The 16,483-nt window shown below is 66.7% G+C and carries 12 protein-coding genes; all 12 read right to left on the bottom strand.

The window, feature by feature from the left end:
* Positions 1-28 precede the first annotated feature (28 nt).
* The gene (locus tag ACNFBT_RS17535; RefSeq protein ID WP_416751439.1) at positions 29-1,429 is read right to left on the bottom strand and encodes an undecaprenyl-phosphate glucose phosphotransferase; all 1,401 of its coding nucleotides are present in this window, start codon (positions 1,427-1,429) and stop codon (positions 29-31) included.
* 108 nt (positions 1,430-1,537) lie between these two features.
* Complete coding sequence (rfbA, locus tag ACNFBT_RS17530; RefSeq protein ID WP_416751438.1) at positions 1,538-2,413, bottom strand: glucose-1-phosphate thymidylyltransferase RfbA; 876 nt, start codon at positions 2,411-2,413, stop codon at positions 1,538-1,540.
* A gap of 36 nt (positions 2,414-2,449) precedes the next feature.
* Positions 2,450-3,541, bottom strand: coding sequence for a glycosyltransferase family 4 protein (locus tag ACNFBT_RS17525; protein ID WP_416751436.1), 1,092 nt, complete (start codon positions 3,539-3,541; stop codon positions 2,450-2,452).
* 32 nt (positions 3,542-3,573) lie between these two features.
* Positions 3,574-6,204, bottom strand: a complete 2,631-nt coding sequence (locus tag ACNFBT_RS17520) for a hypothetical protein (protein WP_416751434.1) — start codon at positions 6,202-6,204, stop codon at positions 3,574-3,576.
* A complete protein-coding gene (locus ACNFBT_RS17515) occupies positions 6,173-7,408 on the bottom strand; it encodes a glycosyltransferase family 4 protein (protein ID WP_416751432.1) in 1,236 nt (411 codons plus the stop codon). Before ACNFBT_RS17515 ends, ACNFBT_RS17520 begins: the two co-directional genes overlap by 32 nt.
* Positions 7,405-8,403 carry a glycosyltransferase gene (locus ACNFBT_RS17510; protein ID WP_416751430.1) on the bottom strand — a complete coding sequence of 333 codons (999 nt, stop codon included), beginning with the start codon at positions 8,401-8,403 and terminating at the stop codon, positions 7,405-7,407. Before ACNFBT_RS17510 ends, ACNFBT_RS17515 begins: the two co-directional genes overlap by 4 nt.
* Positions 8,404-8,425: 22 nt before the next feature.
* Positions 8,426-8,947 carry a transcription/translation regulatory transformer protein RfaH gene (rfaH, locus tag ACNFBT_RS17505; RefSeq protein WP_416751428.1) on the bottom strand — a complete coding sequence of 174 codons (522 nt, stop codon included), beginning with the start codon at positions 8,945-8,947 and terminating at the stop codon, positions 8,426-8,428.
* A gap of 158 nt (positions 8,948-9,105) precedes the next feature.
* Positions 9,106-11,319, bottom strand: a complete 2,214-nt coding sequence (locus ACNFBT_RS17500; protein ID WP_416751426.1) for a polysaccharide biosynthesis tyrosine autokinase — start codon at positions 11,317-11,319, stop codon at positions 9,106-9,108.
* A 31-nt stretch (positions 11,320-11,350) separates the two neighbouring features.
* A complete protein-coding gene (locus tag ACNFBT_RS17495) occupies positions 11,351-12,280 on the bottom strand; it encodes a glycosyltransferase family 2 protein (RefSeq protein WP_416751424.1) in 930 nt (309 codons plus the stop codon).
* Positions 12,281-12,282: 2 nt separating this feature from the next.
* Positions 12,283-13,803, bottom strand: a complete 1,521-nt coding sequence (locus ACNFBT_RS17490; RefSeq protein WP_416751422.1) for a lipopolysaccharide biosynthesis protein — start codon at positions 13,801-13,803, stop codon at positions 12,283-12,285.
* A gap of 10 nt (positions 13,804-13,813) precedes the next feature.
* Positions 13,814-14,908: a DegT/DnrJ/EryC1/StrS family aminotransferase gene (locus tag ACNFBT_RS17485; protein WP_416751420.1), complete on the bottom strand. Its 1,095-nt coding sequence runs from the start codon at positions 14,906-14,908 to the stop codon at positions 13,814-13,816.
* Between the two features lie 54 nt (positions 14,909-14,962).
* Positions 14,963-16,375: a hypothetical protein gene (locus tag ACNFBT_RS17480; RefSeq protein WP_416751418.1), complete on the bottom strand. Its 1,413-nt coding sequence runs from the start codon at positions 16,373-16,375 to the stop codon at positions 14,963-14,965.
* Positions 16,376-16,483: the final 108 nt, after the last annotated feature.

The raw sequence follows: 16,483 nt of genomic DNA, 5'->3' as shown, positions 1-16,483 counted from the left end.
GAAGCAGGGTGTTGGTAGGGGGACTGCCTCAGAACGCGTTGTGGTTGACGAAGCCCTTGAAGAGGGTCAGCCCAACGATCTTCAGGTCCCACCAGACGGACCAGTTCTCGATGTAGTCCAGGTCGAACTCAATGCGTTTCTGCATCTTTTCCAGGGTGTCGGTTTCACCACGCCAGCCGTTGACCTGGGCCCACCCGGTAATGCCCGGCTTGACCTTGTGGCGCAGCATGTAGTGGTTGACCTGACGGCGGTACTGCTCGTTGTGCGCGACCGCATGGGGCCGGGGGCCCACCACCGACATCTCACCGCGCAGGACGTTGATGAACTGCGGCAGCTCATCCAGCGAGGTGCGTCGCAGGAACGCGCCCAGTCGGGTGACACGGCAGTCGTTGCGCGAGGCCTGGATCACCTGCGCACCATCCTCCATGACGGTCATGCTGCGGAACTTCCATACGCGGATCGGCCGGCCATCCATTCCGTAGCGGGTCTGGCGGAACAGCACCGGACCGCGCGAGGTGAGCTTCACCGCCACAGCGATCAACAGCATCGGCACCGACACCAGCAGCAGGATCAGCGAGGCGAGGACCACGTCCTCGATACGCTTGAGCACTGCGTTGGGGCCATCCATGGGGGTGTCGAAGATGCTGATGGTTTCCAGGCCGTTGATGCTCTCGCTGCGCGCGTGCAGCAGGTCGAACATGAACAGGTCGGGAATCAGGTAGACCGACACCGTGGTGTCGGAGAGTTCGCGAATCAGTTCGTTGAGCAGCGGCTCGCGGGAGAGCGGCAGGGTCAGGTAGACCTTGTCGATCTGCCCGCCGCGCGCCGCCTCGATCAGCGCCAGGCGCCCGCCCTTGACCGGCACCCGCTCGTCCAGCGCCATCTGCTGCGGACGGTCGTCGTAGAAGCCGACCAGGCGCAGGCCCATCCAGGGTGCGTCGAGGATGGTCGAGGCCAGGTGCGCGCCGACTTCCCCGGTGCCGTAGATGGCCACGTTGCGGCTGTTGAAGCCATGCCGGCGCGCCAGGCGCAGGAGCATGCGCAGGAGCAGACGGTAGGCGCACATCACCAGCAGTGCGCTGGCGAACCAGCCGAAGCGGCGTGCATCGACGACGAGGCCGTGACGCAGCGCCGCGTCCAGCAGCAGCACGGCAAAGAACGTCAGCGACCAGTAGCTGGTGACCAGCATCGACTCACGCAACATGGACTCGCCACGCCAGGAGCCATAGAGCCGGTTGAGCTCGCCCAGCCAGTGGAACAGCATCACGCACAGGAGCACCGACACCCAGACGCGGGCATCCGGCACACCGCTGCCGTCACTCAGGAAAATCGCCCCGCAAAGGACGATGACCAGCAGATCGAGCAGACGGTGAGCCAGCGCCAGGAGGGACTGGTTCGCCCGCAGTATTCCCTTCGATCGAATGGACATGGAAAACCTCACCACACTCGGCGCCCATCCCGGCGCCACTGCCTCTCGCGGCAGATGAATCACTGACGCACCGCCTCGGCCGAGCGGCCGGACGGGCGGCAGGCAGTCTCAGGGACGGGCATCCCGCAGCAATTGCTGCAGGTAGCGGCCATAACAGGTCTTGCCCAGGCGCTCGGCCTGCAGGGCCAGGCCCTCGGTGGACAGCCAGCCCTGCTGGAAGGCGATTTCCTCCAGGCAGGCGACCTTCAGGCCCTGCCTCGCCTCGATGGTCTGGACGAAGTGACCGGCCTCCATCAGTGATTCGTGGGTACCGGTATCCAGCCAGGCGAAGCCGCGCCCCAGCAGGCTCACGTGCAACTCGCCGAGTTCGAGGTAGAGGTTGTTGATGTCGGTGATCTCCAGCTCGCCGCGTGCCGAGGGGCGAATCTGCCGGGCCATCTCCACCACCCGGTTGTCGTAGAAATACAGGCCCGTCACCGCATAGTTGGAGCGCGGCACCCGTGGCTTTTCCTCGATGGAGAGCACATGGCCGGCGGCGTCGAACTCCACCACGCCGAAGCGCGCGGGGTCGGCCACCTGATAGCCGAACACGGTGGCGCCGCGCTCGCGCGAAGCGGCCTCGCGCAGGGTCGCGGTGAAGCTCTGGCCGTAGAAGATGTTGTCGCCCAGCACCAGGCAAACCGAGTCACTGCCGATGAACTCCTCGCCGATCAGGAAGGCCTGGGCCAGGCCGTCCGGCGAAGGTTGCACCGCGTAGTGCAGGTGCAGGCCGAAGTGCTCGCCGTCACCGAGCAGCGCACGAAAGTTGGGCAAGTCGGCGGGGGTGCAGATCAGCAGGATCTCGTCGATGCCGGCGAGCATCAGTACCGACAGCGGGTAGTACACCATCGGCTTGTCGTAGATCGGCAGCAGTTGCTTGGACACCCCGAGGGTGATGGGGTGCAGGCGGGTGCCGGAGCCTCCGGCGAGAATGATGCCTTTCATGGAAATGCCTCCTTGGCGCGGTAGCCAGGAACCGGGCTACTCGAGCGGTTTGAAGCGCGGCAGATAGGCCGCGCGCTCGGCTAGAAAGGAGTCGATCAGGGTGGAGAGACGCAGAGCGGAGAGGTCCCAGGAGTAGCGCAGGACGTTCTCCAGCCCGGCGTTGCGCAGGCTGGCGCGCAACTTCGCGTCCCGCAGCACGCGGCGCATCGCCATGGCCAGGGCCTGGGTATCGGCGGGGTCGAAGTACAACGCCGAGGTGCCCAGCACTTCGGGGACCGAGGCGCTGCGGGCGGCGATCACCGGGCAACCGCAGGCCTGCGCCTCCAGCGGCGGGATGCCGAACCCCTCGTAGAGCGAGGGGAAGACGAAGGCCATGGCGCCGCGGTACTCGTCGATCAGCTGGCGGTCGTCGATGCGCCCCAGCCAGCGCACGCGCTCGTGCTGCCCGCTGGACTGCAAGCGGTAATCGACGAAGGCGCGGGCAGCCGAGCCGACGATGTGCAGGTCGACGTCCAGGTCGTGCAGCAGGTCGAACGCCTCGATCATCCGCGCGAAGTTCTTGTGCGCGGCCGGCGAGGACACCGCCAGCAGGTACGGTCGCCCGCCCGCGACCACGGGGCCGGGGCAGAACGCGGGGGACACCGCGTTGGCGATCACGTGGATGCGCTCGCTGGGGAAGTGGTAGTACGAGGCGATCTCCTCGCGGGAGAACTCGCTGACGCTGACCAGCGCCAGCACCCGCCGCAGCATCAGCGGGGTCAGCGTCCGGTACAGCGCGCGAAAGCGCCAGGAAAAGCTCTCGGGATGCCGCACGTACGCAATGTCGTGGTGCGTCGCCAGTTGCGGGCCGTAGGCCAGCGGTGCGGTATTGCCCAGCGATACCAGCAGCGGCCGTCCGTTGCGCAACAGCCACAACGGCAGATCGACCTGCTCCCACAGGTGCCCGTGGCTGTGCCCGATGCGTTCGACGTGCAGGCGCCGGGCGATCTCCTCCCGCGGCAGCGGGCCGGGAGGCGCAACGAATTGCACGTCGCCGCGCAAGCGCGCCAGCGACAGCGAGATCTGCTCGGCGAAGCGTTGCACGCCGCTGATTTCCTGGGACAGGAATCGCGCGTTGATGACGATCATGGAAGCCCTCTCGGCGGGTCGTTGCGCCGCTTTCAGCGCAGTGACAGCTGATAGCCCGGAGCGCTGCGCAGCAGCGTCGGGGCGTTGTCGATTCGGATGTCGGCCTGGCACGGTCCGCCACCGGCGGGGCAGTCCCAGGGCACTTTTTCGCCCTGGCCGGTGCTGACGCCATCGAAGTCCCGCAGGCGCCAGAGGATGTCGGAGCTGCCCGGCTGGCTGGTGATCTTCAGGCTCTGCTCTCGGCCCAGGGTCCAGGCCACCAGGATTTCGTCGCCGGCCTTGGCGAAACGCAGCAGGTAAACGTTCGGGTCGTCGTTGGGAACCCGGCCGACGAAGCGGTAGTGGCCGATGATCGCCGCCACGCTGGCCATCGCGTGGTAGGCCGGCTTGGGCTTGCCGTCGGCGGTGAGCAGGCCGAAGTTGTGCTCCATCTCGCGGCGATCGATGCCGTCGTCCACCAGGTCGTACCACCAGGAGCCCTTCACATTCGGCAGGCTGCGCAGCAGGAAGTAGGCGCGCGCCAGGTAGGCCGCCTGGCGTTCGCGGCTGATCCCGCAGCCGCCGTCATAAGCCGGCCAGCTGAACTCGGTGAAGTACAACGGCACCGGCTTGCCGGCGGCCCGTTCGAGCTGCTGGTTGACGCCCTGGAACCATCCCAGCCAGTTCTCCGGCGTCGCCAGTTCGCCCTCGCAGTACACCGACGGGTGCAGCGACAGGCCGTCCGTGACGTCCAGCAATCCACCGGCGACCAGGCGCTCGGCGAAGCCCTCGCGGATGCCGCGCAGCGTCACTGCGCCAGCGATGATCCTGGCCTGTGGGTCTTCCTCGCGAATCACCTTGGCCGTGGCACGGATCAGGACCAGATATTCGTCGCTGAATGCCTTGTCGGTGGGGTTCTCCACATCCCACTCGTTCCAGATCTCGTAGATCGCCACCTGACCCTTGAAGCTGCGCACCACGTAGCGCACATAGCGCAGGTAAGCGGCGCGTGAGGCCTCGTCGCGCGGCTTGGCGTTGCCGTGGAACTGGTTCTCCACCCCCAGGATCAGCAGGGTGCTGATGCCCAGGCTGCGGGTGCTGCGCAGTTGTGCGCGCCAGGTGTCGTAGATGGAGAGCACGTTGGGCTCACGCTCGACGCTGGACCAGAAGGCATCGTCGCGGAACGACAGGATGCCGGCCTGTTGCGCCAGGCGGTTGATGCCGTCGCGGTTGCCCGGGCGCATGTTCTGATGGGTGCTGACGCCGACGATGAACTCCGGTGCGCCCGGCTCGGCCACCGGCGTCACCGGCGCTTCGTTGGCCAGCGCCCGCGGCGCCTGCCCTGCTCCGGCCAGCAGCATCCCCGCCAGCAGCAGGCTCAGCAGCTCCCTCTTGCCTTGCAGGCGCCAGGCCTGGGGCGTCGGCGGCGGCGCCAGTTCTTCTGGCGGGCGCACTGCCCGGCCGATGGCCAGGCCCAGGAACAGACTCGGCACCTGCGCCTCCAGCACGTCGCTGGTCCAGCCCATCAGCAGGATGCAGTAGGTGATGCCCAGCAGCGCACGCGCTTCGCGTCCCGGCTGGAGTTGCAGGCGCATCAGCAGCGGAATCGCCAGTGCGTAGAGCCCGAGCCCGGCAACGCCGAACAGCAGCCAGAGATAGAGCAGCGTGTTGTCCGACACCGCCAGTTGATCGATACCGAACACAGGGAACTGCGCGAAGGCGCTGCCGGTCATGCCCATCCCGGCGCCGGTGTAGGCCCAGCCGTTGTAGGTCATCACCTTGATCACCCCTGGCCAGGTGTTGACCAGACGATCCACCATCGAGCCGAGCAGGTTCTCGCTGCTGGAGCTGGCCAGGTACGGCTCGACATTCCCGTACAGGCCATAGAGCGGCAGCGCCAACGCGCCGAATACCACCACCAGCACGGCCAGCAGGAACAGCAGGCGGTGACGGGCAATGTTCATCACCAGCAGGACGATGACGAAGGCGACGGCGGAGGTCTTGTTGGTGGTCAGGACTATCCCCACCAACGAGACCAGGTAGATCAGCCAGCGCAGCAGCATCGACAGGCGGAACGATCCCAGGTACAGGCTGAAGATCGACAGCATGATTGCCAGGGCCGACGACATCCGCGAGAAGCCGGCGATGCGGTCCAGCCCATAGGCGCTCCAGGCGCGGTTGGCGCTGATCTGCACGCCGCCCATGGCGTAGGTGTAACCCTTCCACGGCACGTGGCCGGACATGTCCAGTGCAATGCCCGCCAGCGAGGCGACGAGACAGAAGAAGATGGCCCAGCCCAGCACCTTGCGGTGCATCTCCAGGTAGGGGCCGCAGAGCAGGCCGAACAGCAGCGGCGCATAGATGAAGACGCTGAAGGCCCCGGCCTGCCCGGCCGCGCCGTGCAACAGGCCGAGCATCAGCGAGGCCGCCGCCAGTATCAGCAGCAACCACAGTCCTCGATGCTGCGGGCGGGTGAGCAGCTCCCAGGCCACCGCGATCACGCAGCCCACCTTTGGCACATAGATCAGCGCCGACAGGCCGACCTGGTCGCTGTAGAAGCGCAGCGCCCCGTTGAAGGTCTCCACCAGCAGGACCGACACCACCACCCCCAGCGCCAGCAGCGAGCGATCGAAAATGATCCCGCCCGTGGGCTCAAAGCGCGGATACGGCGATTGCAGATCCATGACGGACTCCACGGCTGAGCAGGGTGTGGTGCAGGACGGCCTCGTACTCGTCGAGCATCCGCTCGACACTGAGCATCGACTCCACGCTTTCCCGCGCACGGGAGGCCAGGCGCTGGCGCAGCGGCGCGTCTTCGCTGAGGCGGCGGATCGCATCGCCCAGCGAATCGGGCCGCTCCGGCGAGCAGTGCAAGCCGTTGAGTCCATCCCGGACGATCTCGACGAGGCCGCCACGGGTCGAGACGATCACCGGCAGGTGATGGGCGCAGGCCTCCAGCGCCACCAGGCCGAAGGATTCCGGCCCGACGCTGGGCACCACGGCCACATCGATCTCGGCGAAGAACCCGCAAGGATTGCGATAACCGACGAAGTGCACGTGCTGCGGGTCGGCGAGGGACTTCAGCGTGTTCACGTAGGCCGCGTCACCGCGCCCGGCGATCAGCAGCGAAGCGTCCAGCGCTTGTTTCTGGAACTGCTCGATCAGCCATTCCACGCCCTTGTTCGGGGTGATCGCGCCGATGAAGCCGAAGCGCAGCGGCCGGTGCTGCACGAGCGCCGCCGGCGCCTCCTGCAAGGGTATGAACGGCGCGCAGTTGTAGACGACGTAGTGCTGGCTGTGGGCGAAGTAGCCCGCATCGACCAGGGCCGCCAGTTGGTAGCGGCTGACGCCGACCACGGTGTCGACCTGCGCCGACGCCTGCGCATGGGAGCGCCGCAGCAGCGCACAGGAGACGCATTGCTGCTGGCAGTGCTGGCCGTTGTTGAAGCGCATCGCGCGCGGACAGGTGAGGTACTGGTCGTGCAGGACCTGCACGATGGGCAACCCGGCATCGCGGATCGCATCCCAGGCGGCGATCGACCAGCCCGACAGGTTATGGCACACCACGAGGTCAGGCCGGCTCTGCGCCAGCACCTGCGCCAGCACATCGCGCATACCCCGGTTATAGCGGTCCAGCGCATGCCAGGCGAGCCGCCGCAGCAGGCCGGGACGCGGGTCGGCAAACGGCCAGTAGAGGTTGCGCAGGCCGGCGCGCAACACCGGCACGCCGTTGTGCAGTTCGCTGTGCACGCCGGCGTCGGGCCCCGTGCTCAATACCTGCACCGAATGGCCGCGCGCCTGCAGGCCCTCGGCCATGGCCTGCACCATCAGCTCCGCGCCGCCACCGATGTGCGGGGCATAGAGGGTGTTGAGGAACAGGAGTTTCATAGCGGATAGGTCCGGCTCATGCCCAGTGCGCCGGACTCGCCGTCGCGTATGGCGCGCAGCAGCAGTTGCAGGCGCCCCTCGCGGCCATGCCGACGGGCGAAGAAGTGCAGCAGGCGCAGGAACACCCAGCGGTTGAAGCGGTACATCAGCGGCGAGGTGACCCACAGGTTCTTGTCGAACCAGGCCTGGTTGCGCGCGGCGTAGTAGGCGCGCAGGTCCGAGCTGCCGAGCAGGTAGGTCTCGTAGATGTTGGAGGTGCGCTGCTTGAGGTTCCACGAGCGCTCCAGGTCATCCAGTCCGGCATCGGGCACCAGGTAGAGATGACCGCCGCAGGCGCTGATGCGGAAGGTGTATTCGGTGTCGTCGGCATAGAGCACCAGCTCGCGGCGCGGCAGGCCGATGCGTTCGATCAGCCGGCGGTGCGCCAGCAACCCGCCGTAGTAGGCGAACGGCAGCTCCAGCAGAGGCTCCAGCGGATGCGGGTGGGGCTTGCCCCAGGGCGTGCGGCGCCAGAGCTTGTAGGGCAGCTGGTGCACGTGGAAGCCGAAATAGCTGGAGCGCGGCGGCGCGATGAAGCGCTTCGGCACCCCGGCGACGACGTCGGCCTGGTGCTCCGCGCGAAAGCCCAGCACTGCGGTCTGGTCCGCCCCGTGGCGTTGCACGCAGTCGAGCAGGCGCTGCTTGAGCAGGGGAAAGGCTCCCGGCATCGGCGCGTTGTCGTCGTCCATCAGCCAGATGTATTCGCAGCCGGTCTTCAATGCCGCCTCGATGCCCACGCAGTAGCCGTTGGCCGAGCCGGTGTTGCTGCTGAGTTCGATCACCTGGACGCGGTTGGGCCAAAGCCTGAACAGGCGGTCCAGCTCGGCCACCGAGGCGTTGCTGACGACGATCGCGCGGGCGATATCGGGCTCTCGCAAAGCTCTGGCGAGCAGCTCCTCCAGGTAGTCCAGACGGTCGCCATAGGTCAGCGTCACCAGTACGGTCGATCCACTCATGATGGTGCGTCTCCCTCATCGATCAGCGGGCACTCAGGCCCACCCTCTTTTTTTCCCCACCGGCCGCCGAGAGCTGGCTCAGCGGTACCCGCACGCGCTGTTCGCGCTGCAGCAGGTTGAGCAGGATCAGCGCCCGTTCGGCGCCGTCGTCGCAGAGAAAGATCGCTTCCACCTCGCAGTCGCCAGCGCAATGCAGATGCACCACCTGGCCCTCCTGGAAGCGCCTGGCCACGCGCTCCGGCATCGCCCGCGAGCGCTGGCGGATGTCCTCCACCAGCTCATCGGCCACCGGCAGCGGCTGCGGGCCGAAGCTGACGATGCGCGCCACGCCACGGGTCGAGCGGATCGGGAACCAGTTGTCGTGCTGCTGATCCAGGTTGATGAACAGGTAGCCGGGGAACAGGGGTTGTGGCCGGGGGCCCTGCCCGACCACTGGCCGGTAGCAGCAAAAGCCCTGGCGAGTCAGGTTTTCCTCGGCGCGCAGTTCCTGGTGCGGTTTGGTCTGGATCAGGTACCAGCGATGAAGGGGGTCAGCGTTACTCATGATGCGTATGCCTCGACGCCGGGGCGGGCGATGCGTGAGGACGGGGCCTGGCGTTCCGTGGAACGGAGCCCCGAAAGGAGTGGAGGTTGCCTGGCGGCTTCCGCCTCGGCCCGTCATGAGCGGCGGGCCGGGCGGGAAGGCGCCGGACGTCGGGGGCCTCAGTCGCGGTTGTCGTAGCGGTAGGCGTACGCGCCGTAGTCGTAGGCGGCGGTCGAGGCCTTGCGCCGGACTCCGTTGAGAATCGCGCCTTGCAGATGGATGCCGTTCTGCCCGAGGCGGCGGCGCGCGGTATCGATCTCGCTGGGTGGGCTCTGGCCGAAGCGGGTCACCAGCAGGCTGATGCCGCACAACCGACCGACCAGCGATGCGTCGGTCACCGCCAGCACTGGCGGGGTATCGATGATGACCAGGTCGTACATCGCCGAGGCGTCGCGCAGCAACTGGGCGAAGTTCTCGTGCATCAGCAGTTCCGACGGGTTCGGCGCGGCGAAGCCACAGGAGATGAAGTCCAGGTCCGGTACCTCGGTCGGAAGGATCACCTCGCTCAGCGGGCGACCGGAACTCAGCGCATCGGACAGGCCGTGCCGCGGGGTCAGGCCGAAGACGCGGTGCAGGTAGCCCTTGCGCATGTCGCCGTCGATCAGCAGGGTGCGCAGGCCGGACTGGGCAATGATCGCCGCCAGGTTGGAGGAGACGAACGACTTGCCGGCACCCGGCGCGGGGCTGGTGAGCATCACCACGTTGTTGCGCGCTTCCAGCAGGGCGAAATGCAGGTTGGTGCGCAGGCTGCGCAGCGACTCGTTGGCCAGGTCGCCCGGGTTGGCGGCGGCCAGCAGCATGGGGGCATGGGCGGTGATGGCGCCCTTGCGTTCTTTTTCCAGGCGCTCCTGCTGACGGGAGTACGGCACCGCCGCAAGCACCGAAAGGCCGATCTGTTCGATCGCCTCGGGATTCTCCACGCCCCGGTAGAAGGCCTGGCGCAGGAACAGGATGCCCATCGCGACGCAGAAACCGAGCAGGGTGGCGAGCAGCACGATGACCTTGCGCATCGGCTTGGCCGGTTTCTCCACGTCGGCCTGGGCGGTGTCGATCACCCGCACATTACCGATGGTACCGGCGCGCAGGATGTCCTGCTCCTGGGCCTTGTCCAGCACGGTGGTGTAGGTCTGCTGGGTGACGCGCATGTCACGGGAGAGGCGCAGCAGTTCCTGCTGGGTGGACGGCAAGGCCTGGATGCGCCCTTGCAACGCCTGCTTGCGGGCCTCCAGGCTCGCCACTTGTTTCAGCAGCGCCTGGTAGGTCGGGTGGCTGGGCGCGTAGAGGCGGTCGTACTCGGCGCGCTTGAGCTTGAGGTCGGAGAGCTGGTTGTCGATCCCCACGACCTGGTCCAGCACGCCACGGGTCTCGACGCTGATGTCGGCGGACTTGGCGCTGGTCTGGTAGGCGTTGTAGGCGGCCTCGGCGCGTTCCAGTTCCATGCGCACCATCGGCAACTGCGAGCGCAGGAATTGCAGGCGCTGGGAGGCTTCGGCGGAACTGCGCTCGACGTTCTGCATCACGTACAGATGGCTGATCTTGTCGAGGATGAGGTCGGCCTGCCCCGCGTTGGGGTCCTCCAGGGTCATGTAGATGATCCCGGAGTCCTTGCCGGCCTCAACCACCTTGAGCGCCTTCTGATAGAGCAGGGTGGTGGTCAGCAGGCGGTCACGGGTGAGAATGAATTCGGTGCCCGGGTGTGCCACCAGCTCGTCCACTTCGAGGGTGAAGCCCTTGTCGACCACCGTCTTGTTCACCTCGCCGCGCAGCAGCTGTTCCCCGTCGGCATTGAGCAGGACGTAGGCGCCGCCGCCCTCGGCGACCAGGGTCAGCTTCTCGCCGAGATACTCTTCGGGCACTTCCAGCTGGTACACCTTGATCTGCTCGCCGCCCCAGGCGTAGGCGCCCATGCCGAACAGAGGATCCGCCAAGGGTTGCGTCGGCGTGGGTTTGAAACGCCGAGCCAGGTAATCGCCCACCAACGGCATGTGCCGGGGCTTGGCGGTGATGTAGAGCTTGAGTATCTCCACCGCCTTGCCGAGCACCGCGCGGGACTTCAGCAGCTCGATCTCGGTGGCGGCCAGGGAGACCGAGTCGGGGCGGTTGATCACCTCGGGAGTGCCGTTGAGGCCGTTCTTCTTCTGCTCGACCTGGATCATCGCGCCCGAGACGTAGATCGGCGTGGCGATCAGCGCATAGACCAGTCCCAGGGTGGCGAACAGCCCGGTGACGATGATGATCATCCGCTTGTGGTCAAAGAGCAGGCGCAGCAGACCGGCCACGTCGATACGGGTGTCCTGGAGATTCTCCAGGGATGAGTGGGGCATGATGCTCATGGACTTCCATCCTCCGGTGACGTGACGCGGCTCAGCGTGCGTGGATCGGGTTCAGCCGCTTGAGCAGGTTCAGGCTGTGGTTGCCGATCAGCAGCAGGAACGCCTCGATCTTGCGCGGAAGGGGAATCGCGGCCATCGACAAGCGACAGACCTGGACCAGGAAGTACTCGTGCAGCGCCTGGTCGCCGATGCGCTGGTAGTAGCGCGACAGGCAGTAGTAGGTGTGCAGCGTCATCCGCTGCTGCACGCTCTCGGCCTGCATGGAGAAGATCCCGCCCTTGTGCCGGCGGTAGGCGGCCGGGCCGATCTGCTCGAGGAACTTGCCCTTGCCGTAGGCCCCCAGCAGCGACCACCAGCACAGGTCCACCATGCGGGTGGTGCGCAGCTCCTCGGGCATCTCGCCCAGGACATTGCGGAAGCAGGCGGTCAGGGTGGAAATCGCGCGCGCCTGCTGAAGGTCGCGGCGGCTGGCGTCGCGGCGAAACCGGCCGGCGAGCTGCCGCGGCTTGATGATGCCGTCCTCGTCGAAGACATAGGCATCGTGATAGGTGATCACGTAGTCCGGATGGCGTTCGAGGAAGTCGACCTGGATCTGCAGCTTGTGCGGATCGGTCCAGAAGTCGTCGCCTTCGCAGTAGGCGATGTAGCGGCCTCGCGCCTTGCGGAAGGTCGCCATGCCGTGGGAGACACCCTTGGAGTACTGGTTTTCCTTGTGGAAAATCGGCTTGATGATGTGCGGGTAACGCGCCGCGTAGTCGGCGATCAGCTCGGCGGTGCCGTCGTTGGAGGCGTCGTCGTTGATCACCACCTCGAAGCGAAAGTCGGTGATCTGTTCGAGGAAACTGTCCAGCGTGCGGCCGATGTAGTTCACCTGGTTGTAGGCCAGGCAAACGATGCTCAGCAGCGGCTCGGGGGCTTCCGGCCAGTTGGAGAGGATCTGCAGCTCGGAGCGGATATCCATGTCTAGACACTCGGCTTCTGGAACGGTTTGAACAGACGCAGCAACGCGGCAGCGCAGCCCACGCCCACCAGGGTCTGGGTAATCAGCCCGCAGGCGGCCAGCGCCAGCAGCAGGAACAGGCGCTCGCCGGAACGGGCCAGCAATGCGTAGACGGGCTCGCTGAGCAGCAGCCCGGCGCCGCTCAGCGCGGCGATCTGCAGGGTGTCGCGCAGCCACGGCCAGTGCAGGTCATTGCCAAAGCGCCGGTGCACGATCGGCGGCAGGATCAGGAAGGACGCCACGCGCAGACCGAACCAGCACAGCGCGACACCGAGCACGCCGAACAGGTAAGCGCTGGCCACCACCAGCGGAATGCTCACCAGCGCCGACAGCACGCTGTACCAGACGTGCAGCCGCAGCTGGCCGTGGGCGTACTGCAGGTAGAACTGGAAACTGCTCACCGCCATCAGGCCGGCACCGAGCACATACCAGACCAGTATCGGCTGGCACCATCTGGCGGCCACGGCATCGCCGCTCCAGGCCAGGACCAGGTCGTGACCATGAGCGGCGATCACCGCGACCATCGGGAGCAGCAGCACACAGACGAAACGGTTCGCCTTCAGATAGAGCTGCTGCATGTCGTTGTGGCGCCCCTCGGCGATCAGCATGGTCATGCGCGGCAGCAGCGACTGCGCCAACGGATTGACCAGACTGAGGATGCCGCCGCTGATCAGCGCCACCAGTGAGAAATAGCCGTAGTCCCGTAACGGCATCAGGCTCGACAGCAAGACCTTGTCGAGCTGGGTAACGATGACCCACAGGCCGGAGGTGAAGCTCATGCCCAGGGCGAAGGGAATCACCGGCCGCAGCGTGTCCCAGCAGAAACGCGTGAGCAGCCGCACGTCCATCCACAGGTACGCCTTGGCGCCGAGCATCAGGGTCTCGAGCAGCGACACCGCCACCTGGAATTCGAAGAACACCAGCGGGTCCTGGCTGACCTTGATCACCAGCAGCAGGCCGCCGAAGTAACGCAGGGTGGTGACGAAGACGTTGATCCCGTTGATCCAGCCGTGCAGCTCCAGGCCTTGCAACGCACTGCGGTACAGCGTGCCGTACAGGCGCAGGGCGACCAGCAGGCCCATCAGGCTGATGCACTGCGCCACCAGCACCGGGCTCAGCGCGTGGACGTTCAGCCAGCGCCCGGCGATCCACGGGCTGCCGGCATACACCGCCAGCGAACTGAGCAGGGTCAGCGGCAGCAGGATCAGCTCGAAGGAGCGCAGCAGGCTCGCCTGGCCATAGGCCTCGCCCTCGGCGCCGCGGACGTGGGCAACCTGCCGCACCAGGGCCGGCGAGAGACCGACGTCCAGCAGCAGCAACCAGGACTGCAGGACCGCGAAGAAGCCGATCAGGCCATAGGCCTCGGCGCCCAGGTGGCCGAGGTAGAACGGCTGGATCAGGATGCCGATGACGATCGCATAGGCCTGCCCCGCGTAGTTCAGCAGGGTATTGCGGATCATCGACAACGAACGCTTGGCCGACATGACCGATTCCTCACACCGCCACGGCGACCCGTCCGGCATCCATCTGCAGCACCTCGATCACCGCACGCTGCACGTCCTGCGGCAGCCCCGGGTACAGCGGCAGGCAGAGAATGCGCTGGCTCAGTTCGCGCGAGATGGCTTGCGGCTGCTGCGGCGCGAGGTAGTCGAGGGTATCCAGCGAGGGGTAGAAGTAACGCCGTGGATTGATCCCGATGGCATTCAGCCCGCTGCGGACGCGCAGCACCTGCTCCTCGTCGCGCAGACCGATCGGGTAGTAGCTGTTGTTCTGCCGGGCGCCGGCCTGGACGGTCTGCAGCTCGTAGTAGCCGCTCAAGGCCGTGGTGTAGCGGGCGGCGATTTCCTCGCGCTGGGAAAGGATGAGGTCGATGTCATCGAGCAGGCACAGCCCCATGGCGGCGGAGAACTCATTCATCTTGGCGTTGATGCCGGGGCCGACGATCTTGTCCACCCCGGCGATGCCGAAGTTGCACAGCAGGCGGATCTGCCGGGCCAGTTCGTCATCGGAGGTGACGATGGCGCCGCCCTCGATGGTGTGGAACAGCTTGGTGGCGTGGAAGCTCAAGGTGCTCAGGTCGCCCCAGGCCAGCACCGAGCGGTCGCGGTAGCGCGAACCGAAGGCGTGGGCGCCGTCGTAGATCACCTTCAGGCGATTGCGCTGGGCCACCGCCTGGATCTCTTCCACCGCGCAGGGGTTGCCGAACACGTGGGTGGCGACGATGGCCGTGGTGTCCGGCGCCAGGCTCGCCTCGATCAGTTGCGGATCGAGGTTCCAGGTGCGCGCGTCGATATCGGCGAAGCGCGGCCGGATGTGTTCCCACTCCAGGGTGCTACTGGTGGCGACGAAGCTGAACGGCGTGGTCACCGCGCTACCGGTCACGCCCAGCGCGCGATAGGCCACCTGCAGGGCGAGGGTGCCGTTGCAGGTGAGGATCACGTTGCGCACCCCCAGGTAGTCCTGCAGACGCTCTTCCAGCGCGGTGGCGAAGGGGCCGTGGTTGGTCAGCCAACCCGTGGCGTAGATCTGCTCCACGTAGCGCTTGAACTTGTCCAGGTCGCCCAGATACGTCTTGGTCACATTGATCACAGTCGCATCCCTCTGATGAATGAAAGAATCCCCGGGGTGAGGCGGACGCGCCGCTCAACCCAGCGCGGACAGCACGAAGGGCGTGCCGTCGAGCGGGGCATCCAGTGAAGGCTCGGGCGCCTGCTGGGCGTAGCTGGCCAGGTGTTCCTGAAGGGCTTCGATGACCCGGCCGCTGGCGTCGTGGTGGAACTGCCAGACGCCATAGATGCGGCTGTCGAAGGAGCGCTCGCTGCCGAGCATCGGGTTGGCCGCCAACCCCGAACCGAGGCCGAAGCTGTACAGACCCGGAATCGGTCGGCCGTTGTGGTCGCGCAGGCAACCGGCCTCGTCGGAGTCCAGCCCGCCCTTGCTCTCGCGCACCTGCAGCGGCTCGCCGTTGGCGTGGCGCATGGCCGGCAGGCAGGGCTGGTAGCCGATGGCCTGGACCATCACGCCCGGCTCGCTGCAGCAGCGTTCCAGGCGCTCGCGGGTAGCCGGCGAACGGTCCTCCAGGCGCAACAGCTCGACCTTCACCCGGGTGCCGCTGACATGGCCGTTGGCGAGCACGTCGGTACCCACCTGGTGGGCGCGGTAGCGCAGCCCGCCGGAGCGATTGACCCGACCGGAGACCGGGCACACGTCCATGCCCTCGTCCACGTTGTAGCCGGCGGCAAGCGCCTCCTCGACGCTCTCGAAGAACAGCCGGATCGGCGCGCGGTGCACCAGGGTCAGCCGTTCAAGGCCAAGGCAGTCGAGGGCACAGGCGAGGTTGTCGAGCACCGAGAAGGCACTGTGGGAACCGCCGACCACGGTGAAGTGGCTGTCCGGCGTCACGCGGTCGCTGAACAGCTCCACCAGTTCGGCGGGACTCAGGCTGAGCAGCGCATCGGAGGAGTAGACGATGGGGCCTTCGGCGCTCAGGTGCAGGTCCTGCTCGGCGAGGCTCCAGTGCAGGTATTCGCGGGTCTGCCGGCCGCCGAGGTTGAGGACCAGGCCACCCGCATCCACCTGCCAGGAGCAGGAGCCGCTGCGCAGGGCCAGCTGGAAGCTGCCGTTGCCCTGGGCGGTGATCTTCTCGATGCGCGTGCCCAACGCGACCTCGACGCCCAGATGCTGGGTGACGTAGCGCATGAACAGTGTCGAGGCGTGCGCCAGCAGCTCACCGACCTGGGTCAGCATCGGCGCGCCGTGGGGATCGTCGCGCAGCCGGCGGAAGGCCGCCGAATGTTCCAGCGGCGCGAAGATCGGCAGCAGCGCCGGATCGCGCAAGCAGTCGAGGAACACGTCACCCACCGAGTTGGCGGTGATGTGGTAATCCCCTAGCCGGCCGCGGCCGACCGCCAGCGCGGCGTCCACGACCAGCAGGCCGGAACGCGCGAGGCTCGCGAGCGCTCCGGTCTTGTAGGCATTGAACAGAAACCCCATGCCTGCCGGGCCGGCACCACCGACCACACAGGCGTAACTGGAACGAAAGGATTGATCGGTCATCAGCCTGACTCCCTAGCGAGCCCGAGGCGCGCGGGCCGCGCGGCTCTCGTCGTGACGCCGGCACCAGCGGCCGGCAACAGGCGCGCGTTCGCGCCGAAATTCCGTCGC

The organism is Pseudomonas sp. NY15181 (genome assembly GCF_048068055.1).
Taxonomy (GTDB): domain Bacteria; phylum Pseudomonadota; class Gammaproteobacteria; order Pseudomonadales; family Pseudomonadaceae; genus Pseudomonas.
Note: the sequence above shows the minus strand (reverse complement) of the source record. Positions and strands in the feature narration are given on the sequence as shown.